11 protein-coding genes are annotated in these 8,465 nt (G+C 63.3%); 3 read left to right on the forward strand and 8 right to left on the reverse strand.

Annotated features, from left to right (window positions below; genetic code table 11):
* Positions 1-38: 38 nt before the first annotated feature.
* From VEK15_29335 to VEK15_29355, 5 genes are all read right to left on the reverse strand, one after another.
* Complete coding sequence (locus VEK15_29335; protein ID HXV64837.1) at positions 39-449, reverse strand: nuclear transport factor 2 family protein; 411 nt, start codon at positions 447-449, stop codon at positions 39-41.
* 6 nt (positions 450-455) lie between these two features.
* On the reverse strand, positions 456-1,052 hold the full coding sequence (locus VEK15_29340; GenBank protein ID HXV64838.1) for a metalloregulator ArsR/SmtB family transcription factor: 597 nt from the start codon (positions 1,050-1,052) through the stop codon (positions 456-458).
* Positions 1,053-1,390: 338 nt separating this feature from the next.
* Positions 1,391-1,615 carry a hypothetical protein gene (locus VEK15_29345; GenBank protein ID HXV64839.1) on the reverse strand — a complete coding sequence of 75 codons (225 nt, stop codon included), beginning with the start codon at positions 1,613-1,615 and terminating at the stop codon, positions 1,391-1,393.
* 1 nt (position 1,616) lies between these two features.
* A complete protein-coding gene (locus VEK15_29350) occupies positions 1,617-1,850 on the reverse strand; it encodes a hypothetical protein (GenBank protein ID HXV64840.1) in 234 nt (77 codons plus the stop codon).
* Between the two features lie 214 nt (positions 1,851-2,064).
* Positions 2,065-2,589, reverse strand: coding sequence for a class I SAM-dependent methyltransferase (locus VEK15_29355; protein ID HXV64841.1), 525 nt, complete (start codon positions 2,587-2,589; stop codon positions 2,065-2,067).
* A 22-nt stretch (positions 2,590-2,611) separates the two neighbouring features.
* On the opposite strand from VEK15_29355, the gene VEK15_29360 reads away from it, so the two are divergent.
* A complete protein-coding gene (locus VEK15_29360) occupies positions 2,612-5,053 on the forward strand; it encodes an ABC transporter permease (protein ID HXV64842.1) in 2,442 nt (813 codons plus the stop codon).
* A gap of 3 nt (positions 5,054-5,056) precedes the next feature.
* Here VEK15_29360 and VEK15_29365 read toward each other — a convergent pair whose 3' ends face one another.
* A complete protein-coding gene (locus VEK15_29365; GenBank protein ID HXV64843.1) occupies positions 5,057-5,455 on the reverse strand; it encodes a Holliday junction resolvase-like protein in 399 nt (132 codons plus the stop codon).
* A gap of 44 nt (positions 5,456-5,499) precedes the next feature.
* Here VEK15_29365 and VEK15_29370 point away from each other — a divergent pair, with 44 nt between their 5' ends.
* Positions 5,500-6,357 carry a hypothetical protein gene (locus VEK15_29370; GenBank protein HXV64844.1) on the forward strand — a complete coding sequence of 286 codons (858 nt, stop codon included), beginning with the start codon at positions 5,500-5,502 and terminating at the stop codon, positions 6,355-6,357.
* A 2-nt stretch (positions 6,358-6,359) separates the two neighbouring features.
* Here the strand turns inward: VEK15_29370 and VEK15_29375 are convergent, their stop codons facing one another.
* Positions 6,360-7,109: a hypothetical protein gene (locus VEK15_29375; GenBank protein HXV64845.1), complete on the reverse strand. Its 750-nt coding sequence runs from the start codon at positions 7,107-7,109 to the stop codon at positions 6,360-6,362.
* Between the two features lie 82 nt (positions 7,110-7,191).
* Between VEK15_29375 and VEK15_29380 the strand changes: the two genes are divergently transcribed.
* Positions 7,192-8,190, forward strand: a complete 999-nt coding sequence (locus VEK15_29380) for a cytochrome D1 domain-containing protein (GenBank protein HXV64846.1) — start codon at positions 7,192-7,194, stop codon at positions 8,188-8,190.
* Between the two features lie 19 nt (positions 8,191-8,209).
* On the opposite strand, the gene VEK15_29385 is transcribed toward VEK15_29380, so the two are convergent.
* Positions 8,210-8,465 (reverse strand): ATP-binding protein (locus VEK15_29385; GenBank protein ID HXV64847.1); only part of this gene is annotated, 256 nt, incomplete at its 5' end.

Genomic DNA, 8,465 nt, shown 5'->3' on the forward strand with positions numbered 1-8,465 from the left:
TGGGTCGACACGGTGTCACCTCCGTTCCTGCAACACGGTCACCTGTCCTCGATGCCGGCGTTCAACTGCCGGCGATAATCGGCTTCATCGAAGCGCCCTTGGGACTCCAGGATCAGCCCATCCGCGCCGAGGGTCCATTCCTCATATCCGCTGATACGCACAGGGTTTCCCGTGCCTCCTGGACCGGTGTTCGTGCCGGTCAGGGTCCACCGATAGACAGCTTGATTCCCCTGAAGGCTCGTCCCGTCCGTCGTGACGACCATATCGGGGAAGGTAGTCATGAAGCTCCGTGCGGCCTCGGCGATCGCGGTCCGACCCACGGAAGGCTCGCCGTCGTTGATCTTCAGCGAGCCGCCCTCCGCAAAGAACCCCGCGACTCTCCCCGGATCCTGGCTGCACCAAGCCGCGGTGTATCGCTCCGCAAACTCTTTCAACTGGGCGGCGTCCATCGGCAACTAACCTTCGGCGAGGGCGGCGCGGCCGCGATCGGTCAGGGTGTACTGCCCCCGGCTGCGCTCCATGTAGCGACCGTCGATGAAACCGCGACGCAGCGAGGCGTAGTCCTCGTGAATCGCCTCGAGCCAACGGCTGAGCTGTCGCTCCTCGTAGACGTTGCGACGCGGTAGCCGGCGCAAAATCTCCTCGAGCACGATCTCCTGCTTGCGCCGCTGGGCCGGGATCTGCAGCAGGCGCGAGCCGTGGAAGAAATTGCCTAGCACCCGGCGTTTGTCTTCCGGCAAGCCAACCCGTTCGGCGAAACGTCGCACGCGCTTCTTGTCGGTCACCTGCCGGATGCCGCGCTGGAGCGTCGACAGCTCGACGGTGTAGAAGGTGTAGGGTGAGTCGCGCTCCTCCTTGAGCAGCCCCGCCTTGCGGAGCACCTGCAGGTGGTGCGAGATCGTTGGCGGAGAGACGCCGAGGATGCTTGCGAGCTCCTGGCCCGAGCGGCCACGGTCAACCATCAGGCCCACCATGCGGAGGCGGGTCGCGTCGGCGAGCGCCTTCAGCAGGATTACGGCGGATTCGATGGAATCCGGTGATTTGTCGTTCATCGATTAGATAGTAATCTAATCCAACTTGGTCGTCAACGAAAGGCAGGCGAACAAGAATCGGGCTCCGGATTTGGTTCGCTGCAATCCATGGCAAGCGAAAGGCTGGTAGACGATTTGGCGTCGGGCGGTCTTCTAAGTCGGGCTCAATCGATCGGCGTGCTCCAGGTGCCCTCCTTCCTTTGCCCATTCCGCAGGGGTGGCATCGAAGCGGGCGTCACGGATTGAAAGGCTCGCACCACGAGCAAGCAAGAGGTCCACGGTCGTTCTGATGTCCGTTGATGACCGCCCATTGAAGAGCCGTGGCCGAAGACACCCTTCGCATCGACCGCGGCCCCGCTTCAGTGCTCAGCAAAAGCGATGCTCGCATCTGCGGGCACCTCGATAGGGACGAAGAACTCCGCCGGGAACAGATAATCTTCGCCTGATTCGTCGACGACACGGAGCATGCCTTTGCCCTCCGCCTCGGCATCCGTGACGACGCGATAGATCTTCCGTGGCTCCAGTGAAGCCTGGTAACCCTCGTTCTTGATACAGATTGCAAACCGGTTGCTTTCGTTGCCCATATCAATCCAGGAGGTATTTGATCTTCGTGTCCCGACGCCCAATACCATGAGCCTCGTACCAGTGTAACTCCGCGCGACCCACGCTGCCATCCGGCAGCTCCACCAATGCGATCCCCTTGAGTTTTCGCCACCGACCCTTGCCATAAAGTTTCCGCAGTTTGCCAAGGATACGAAGAGACCCACCTGATGCGATCTCCTCGATGTCGGTGATCGTCCCACGGAGCTTGAAGTCCATTCAGCTCGTTGTTTCCTTATCGCGTCCAGTCGAGATAATCCCTGGATCGAGTGGCGAGGCCAGTGTCGGAATCCCGGACCGAAATAATCCGATTGGGACACGTTAGGTGCAGCACACCATTCATTCGTATAGCTCTCTTCTGAGACAAGACGAAAAAGCCTCGGCTAAACCTCCCTCGGTCGGGGAGGCCCGATTCAGCGCTGCGGCGAGACCGTCATCGGAATCCCAGAAGGCACGCCGTTGTTGACGACGGGAGCTCCTCGTAAAGCGCGATTCGCAGACTCGAGGCGAATGCTCGGACGAGCTCGCCCTCCTCGAGGCAGAAGGCACCCCGGAAGTCCGGCCGTCGCTCGAGATAACGCCGGGTGAACGTCTCGAGGACCAGGGCCCCACCCGGTCGCAGAGCCTTCACCATGGCCGGCCACAGAGATCGATCGAGAAAGCGGACGCAGACGACGGCGTCGTAACGGTGAGGGGGCAAGGGAAAGCGGGTGACGTCGCACGCGAGCCTCCGGACGGCCGGGTGGCTCAGCTTAGATAGTGCCGCGACACTCCAATCGAGGGCGTCCACGGCGAAGTCATTCTCCGCGAGAAGCCGAGCATTGGCTCCCGACCCGCAGGCCACGTCCAGGGCTCGGCCGCGGCGAAGCATGGGGAGCACTTTCCGCAGGAAGGGTGATGGCTCGGCGGGGGCATCGAAGTCCCCGTGCCTTCGTTCCCAGCGCTTGCGGTCCGACATGGGCTGGCGAGAAGATCGCGTGATGGCGGACATCCTACAGGATTTCCGGTCGGGATATCGCTGGATGAGGAAGCGGCCCGGCCTCGCTTGCATCTCAGTAGTGAGTCTCGCGCTCGGCATCGGCGCCAACGTGGCGGTCTTCAGCGTCGCCGACGCGCTCTTGTTTCGGCCCTTTCGCATCGCCGAGCCGCACGATCTCATGGCGATCCGCTCCCGCAGCTCCGAAGGCGTTCGCCCGGTCTCGGCGCCGGACTACCGGGACATGAGGGACGCGCAGCAAGTGTTCCTCGATCTGGCTGCTTTCGCCGACTTCACCTTCAGCGTGCGCACGCACCAGCAGACCGAACGCCTCCAGGGAGAGCTCGTATCCGCCACGTACTTCGACGTGCTCGGCGTCATTCCTCGCCCAGGACGTGGATTCTCCCGCGAGGAAGACGAGGCGCCGAGTCCCGTCGTGGTGATCAGTCAGCGGCTCTTTCGCCGCCGGTTCGGTGAGGACGAGAACGTTCTCGGCAAGACGATCCGGGTCAACGGGCAGGAGCTGACTGTGGTCGGCATCGCTCCCGAGGGCTTTCGTGGCATCACGCTCCCGCGGCAGATCGACCTCTGGATACCTTTATCCATGATCGATTCGCTCTGGCCCCGGGTTACCGAGTTTTTCGAGAAGCGGGATCAGCCCGGCGTCAACGTCGTGGGGCGTCTCCGAGAGGCCACGAGCCTCGACCAGGCCGACGCGGCGATGAAGGCACTCGCGGGCGCTCTCGAGCGAGCCCATCCAGACACCAACCAGGGTACGACCGCTGAAGTCGTTCCCTTCGGCGAAACGCGACTCTCCGAGAGGGCCCGAGTGGTCTCCTATCTGGGTGTTCTTCTTGGTGTCGCCGGCGTCGTGCTCCTGATTGCCAGCGCCAACGTCGCGGGCCTGAGGCTCGCCGATCTTTCTTCGCGAGGAGGGGAGCTCGGGATGCGCCGGGCGCTGGGAGCGGCGCGCTCGCGTCTGGCTCGGCTCGTCCTCGTCGAAAGCGGTCTGGTCTACGCACTATCGCTCGCGGGGAGCCTCCTGGTTGCGCGCTTGGCCCTTTGGGGCTTCGGTCGGGTCGAGATCCTGGCCATGTCGGTCGGAGAGCTCGAGCCCTCGATCGACCTTCGGGTGTTTGCCGGTGCGGTCGGTTTGACCGCCGCGGCAGCCGCGCTCTCTAGCCTCGCGCCCATCCTCTTCGTCCGTCGCGCTTCGCTTCCGGGCCGATCGGCATCGCTCGCCGATGGGCCGCCAGTCGCCCGACTGCGAGGTGCTCTCGTGGCGGTTCAAGTTGCCCTCGCCTGCGTGCTACTCGTCGGCGCGGGGCTTCTCGTGCGAACGATCCATGAGGTTGATTCGGTGGATCCGGGTTATCGCCTCGACGACGTCTTGTTCGTTTCGGTGGACCTGCAATCGCTGGAGTTCCGCTACGACCAGCCGAGGGCGCAAGACTTCTATCGACGCGCCCTGGAACGGATATCGTCCCTTCCGCGAGTGCGTTCCGCCGCGTGGTCCGCCGACATCCCTTTCGGCCGTATGACCATCCTCACGATGTTCGTGCTCGAAGAAGACGGCGCGGTCGAGGAGCCGGACTGGATTCAAGCCGACGCCGACATCGTCACTCCGGGCTTCCTCGAGACGATGGGAATTCCGCTGCTTTCGGGGAGGGACTTCACCGAAACGGACGGCGTCGACACGCCAGGAGTGGTGCTCGTGAACGAGACGTTGGCCCGAACTTATTGGCCGGGCGAGGATGCCGTGGGTAAGAAGATCCGCGTGTGGCGGCGGAGCGGAATCCCGCACGACTATTACGAGATCGTGGGCGTGGTACGAGACGCGAAGTATCGAAACCTTTGGGACGAGCCCCGGCCGTACATTTATTTCCCCCTCGCCCAGCGCTTCTTTCAGTACATGAACCTACACGTGTACTCCGACGGACCGCCCCTGGCCGTTCTTCCTGCCGTGCGCGAGGCGATCCGTGCGCTCGACGACGACCTGCCGCTCTTCGACGCGCGCCTGCTTTCCGAGGAGCGCAAGGTGCTTCTCGCGAGTCAGCGTTCCGTCGGTCTGCTCTTCACCTTGGCGGGCCTCGTCGCGCTGGTTCTGAGCGTCGCCGGCACCTACGGGATCACCGCTTCCGTGCTGGCGAGCCGCCGAGCCGAGCTGGGAGTTCGAATCGCTCTCGGCGCGGGGGCTCGACACATACGCGGGTTCGTGCTTCGGAAGGGGTTGGGGCCCGTGCTCGCGGGACTGGTCGCGGGCATCGCCGCGTCGATCGTGCTCACGCGTTTCGTGGAGCATCTTCTCATCGGAGTCGACGCTCTCGACGGGGTCGCGTTTGCCTGTGCCATCGTGGTCTTGGGATTGAGCGGAGTGGCTGCGTCCTACCTGCCCGCCCGCCGCGCATCGTCCATCGATCCGGCGATCGTCCTTCGCAACGAGTGAGTCTCAATCGTCGCGGTCCGGGCCCGGCAGGCGAATTTCTTCGAAACGGACGCGTCCCTCCATTACCGCTTTCCGGATGCGTCTTTCGCGGGCCGACAATCGGGCCTCGGTGCCGGTCTTGATCTCGACGAACACGATCTCGTCGAGATCACCGTCGCTCAGTCCGTCGAAGACCACGAAATCGATGGGCGAGCCGAGGAATCGCGCGTCACGGGGATCGAACGGAAACTCGCGAAGGTAGGCGGCGAGCTGCTCGGTGGCTCTTCCCGCGACTGCCGCCTGGCTTCTTCGAAGGGCATCCTTGCGAACGGAGGACTCGTTTCCTATACGACGCAGCAGGACCCAGAGCAGCATGAAGACGGCAAAGGCGAGAAGCACAATGACGAGCGTCGATTCATCCATGGGAGCTTGAAGCAACGCCGCTAATGCGGCTAGGATTTCCACTCGTGGCAGTCGTGAGCACCATCTGGAGATTGTACGCCCACGAGCGGCCGCTGTTCGTCACCGGCCTTTTTGGACTCGGTCTCGGGCTCGTCTGCTTCGCCGGCATGCTGTTTCACGGAGTCATCGTCGAGCCCGAGGGGAACCTGTACAAGGCGGCGAGCTTCAATATCGCCGTCGGAATCTTTCACCTCACCCTGGCCCTCATCACCCGCGTTGCCGGGTTTTCCCGACGCGGGTGGTCGATATGGCGGTGGACGATCATCGGGCTCACGCTGTACGGCTACAGCGTCGAGACCATTCAGATTTTCCGGGGCTTCGATCCACGCTTCAGTCGCGTGTCGACACCGTTGGACCAGGCCATCGGCGGCCTTTTCTTTCTCTCGGCGGTAGGCATCTTCATCTGCTTTCTCGCATTGACGCTCCGTTTCTTCTTTCGCTCGCCCGACCCGCTCGTGCTTGCGCTCCGCTACGGAAGCGTCGCCGCGATTGCAGCCTTCCTCGTGGGAATCGTCATGTCCGTCGTAGGTGCTCCCCGCTTCGGCGACGAGGGGAATCTTCTCCCTCTCCATGCCACGGGGTTTCATGGGCTGCAAGCGGTTCCTCTGGTAGCGCTCGGGATGGTGTGGGCGAAGGTGGAAGAGTCGAGAGCGAAGCGCGCCGTTCACGCGGCGGGACTCTTGTGGTTCGTCGTTGGCGCAGGAATCGCGTGGCAGAGCTTCTCGGGCCGTCCGGTGCTCGAGCCATCGATTCCCATGGGGCTGGCGGCACTCGCGCTGGGGGGTTGGGCTTTCGTTGCCTGGAGCGCCGTCGATGCGTTTCGGCGCAGCCAGGCCAGTCTCGAAGGCGTACTCGCGGGGTAAAACTATCGGCGTCCGCGGACCCAGCGGGCCAGTATCTGCCAATCCGGGTCTTCCTGAGACTCCCAGAACTTCCCGCCGGGGTGAAAGGGCTCGCCCCCGGCTTCTTCCGCGAGCGGCATCAAGAGCAGCCGACTCCGAAGCGGATCACCGGGAACGACCAGCCGCTTCGCCGACTCGAAATTGCGCCGCGACTCCTGTTCGTTCCAGGATGCGCTCCCCGGCGAGAGCGGCTGTAAGGGAAATTGAGCGCGGTGCTGGTGGCACGCGACACAGCGCGCGTGGCCGGGGCGCTTCTGGAGAAAGATGGGCTCGATCGATGCTCGGTAGAGCCCGAAGTCGAGAGACGGGCGTTCATCCGTTGGTGCCTCGCTTCCTATCCACTCTGCGAGCGTTTGCCATTCAGGATCGCTCGGCGATTCCCAGAATTTGCCGCCGGGGTGAAACGAATTGCCGCCCGACTCCTCGGCGAGCGGCATCGTCAGGAGCCGGCTCCGGAGCGGCTCACCTTGAACAACCAGCCGCTTTGCCGATTCGAAATTGTGCCGGGATGCCTCGAGGCTCGAGGCGTCGCTCTCGGCCAACAGCGGCAGCAGGGGAAATTGAGCGCGGTGCTGGTGGCACGCCACGCAGCGGGCGTGTCCGGGACGCTTCTTCATGAAGAGGGGCTCGATCCGGTCGCGGAAGAAATCGAAATCGAGCGACGGGCCCTGCAGCACGAAGAGCGAGGTCAGGAGCGAGGCGCCGAGGAGCATGCAGAAAGATGCGTATCACAGGTTGCGGGGTTGGCGTCAAGTCCGCCCCACGTTGTACAGTTCGTCCCGGAGGCTCGGAGCCATGCGTTGGGCGCTCATCCTATTCTTTCCGCCTTTCCTCGCCGCGAGCAGCGACAAGGTCGTCATCGTTCAGACCAACTCGGCCGGGGACAACATCCATCTCATCGATCCGGCGACCCATCGGGTCGTCGGGGAGATCACGGGCATCGAGGTGAACCACGGTGCCGCCGCAGCACCCGACGGAGGCCTTCTTTACTTCACCAACGAAGCCGAACAGACGCTCGATGTCGTGGACGGCAAGACCCTGTCGGTCACGAAGCAGATCTCCCTCAGCGGACGCCCCAACAACGTGGCCATCAGCCGAGATGGCCGAAGAGTCTACGTCGCGATCACCGAGGACCCCGGCGGGGTGGACGTGATCGATACGCCGTCGCTGGAAAATGTCAAGACCATTCCGATACCTGGGCGAGTCCACAATACCTTCATCACCCCCGATGGAAGACACGTCGTCGCGGGCTCGATCGCGGGCCGGAGCCTGACCGTCATCGATCAGGAGTCCGAAGAGCGTCTCTGGACGCTGTACTTCGATGGCGGAGTGCGGCCGATCGGATTCGAGACCAACGAGGACGGGACGACGAAGCGCCTGTTCGTGCAGATCTCGGACTTCCACGGCTTCTACGTGGTCGATTTCAAAGAGCGCCACGAGGTGGCCCGCATCGAGCTTCCCGAGCTGCCTCGAGAGGAGCAGAACTGGGACACGCTCCAGGGGTCTCCGTCTCACGGAATCGGTGTGGCGCCGAACGGAAAGACCCTGTGGGTTTGCAGCAAAGTCAATCACACGGTCTACGCCTACGCGCTTCCCGGGCTCGAGCTTCTCGGAGGTGTGTCGGTGGGACACCACCCGGATTGGCTCACGTTCACGCCCGATAGCAAGACGGTCTACGTCGCGAACGCGGGGTCGAACTCGGTCTCCGCCGTCGATATCGAGACGCTCAAAGAAGTGGCACGTATCCCCGTCGGACAGGTGCCGAAGCGGAACATCACCGCCCGGCTGCCGTAGCGCGAGCCCGGCGCAGGGCTCAGGTCGTCAGCAAGTCGGCGAACACGAATCCGTCACGCTCGACGATTTCTCCGGGAACGACAACGAGGGGCTCGGAGAACATCGGGCCCGCGTAGGCGAAGGTGTGAAACTCGCCGTTCTCCCCGCACGGGTCCACTTGCTCGGGCAGATCGTTCAAAAAATCCCGGTCGAAAATCCTGCCGGCGAACGAAGGATCGAGCGCCCGAGGGTCGACGCAGGTCACGAACGCCCGAAGGCCCGAAGCGACCATTCTA

The organism is Vicinamibacteria bacterium (assembly GCA_035620555.1).
Lineage (GTDB): Bacteria > Acidobacteriota > Vicinamibacteria > Marinacidobacterales > SMYC01 > DASPGQ01.

Excerpts from the sequence above, each read along its gene's own strand:
- VEK15_29360 (HXV64842.1), top strand. The coding sequence starts at position 2,612 with ATGGCGGACATCCTACAGGATTTCCGGTCGGGATATCGCTGGATGAGG.
- VEK15_29355 (HXV64841.1), bottom strand. The coding sequence starts at position 2,589 with ATGTCGGACCGCAAGCGCTGGGAACGAAGGCACGGGGACTTCGATGCC.
- VEK15_29335 (HXV64837.1), bottom strand. The coding sequence starts at position 449 with ATGGACGCCGCCCAGTTGAAAGAGTTTGCGGAGCGATACACCGCGGCT.
- VEK15_29365 (HXV64843.1), bottom strand. The coding sequence starts at position 5,455 with ATGGATGAATCGACGCTCGTCATTGTGCTTCTCGCCTTTGCCGTCTTC.
- VEK15_29380 (HXV64846.1), top strand. The coding sequence starts at position 7,192 with ATGCGTTGGGCGCTCATCCTATTCTTTCCGCCTTTCCTCGCCGCGAGC.
- VEK15_29375 (HXV64845.1), bottom strand. The coding sequence starts at position 7,109 with ATGCTCCTCGGCGCCTCGCTCCTGACCTCGCTCTTCGTGCTGCAGGGC.
- VEK15_29340 (HXV64838.1), bottom strand. The coding sequence starts at position 1,052 with ATGAACGACAAATCACCGGATTCCATCGAATCCGCCGTAATCCTGCTG.
- VEK15_29345 (HXV64839.1), bottom strand. The coding sequence starts at position 1,615 with ATGGGCAACGAAAGCAACCGGTTTGCAATCTGTATCAAGAACGAGGGT.
- VEK15_29350 (HXV64840.1), bottom strand. The coding sequence starts at position 1,850 with ATGGACTTCAAGCTCCGTGGGACGATCACCGACATCGAGGAGATCGCA.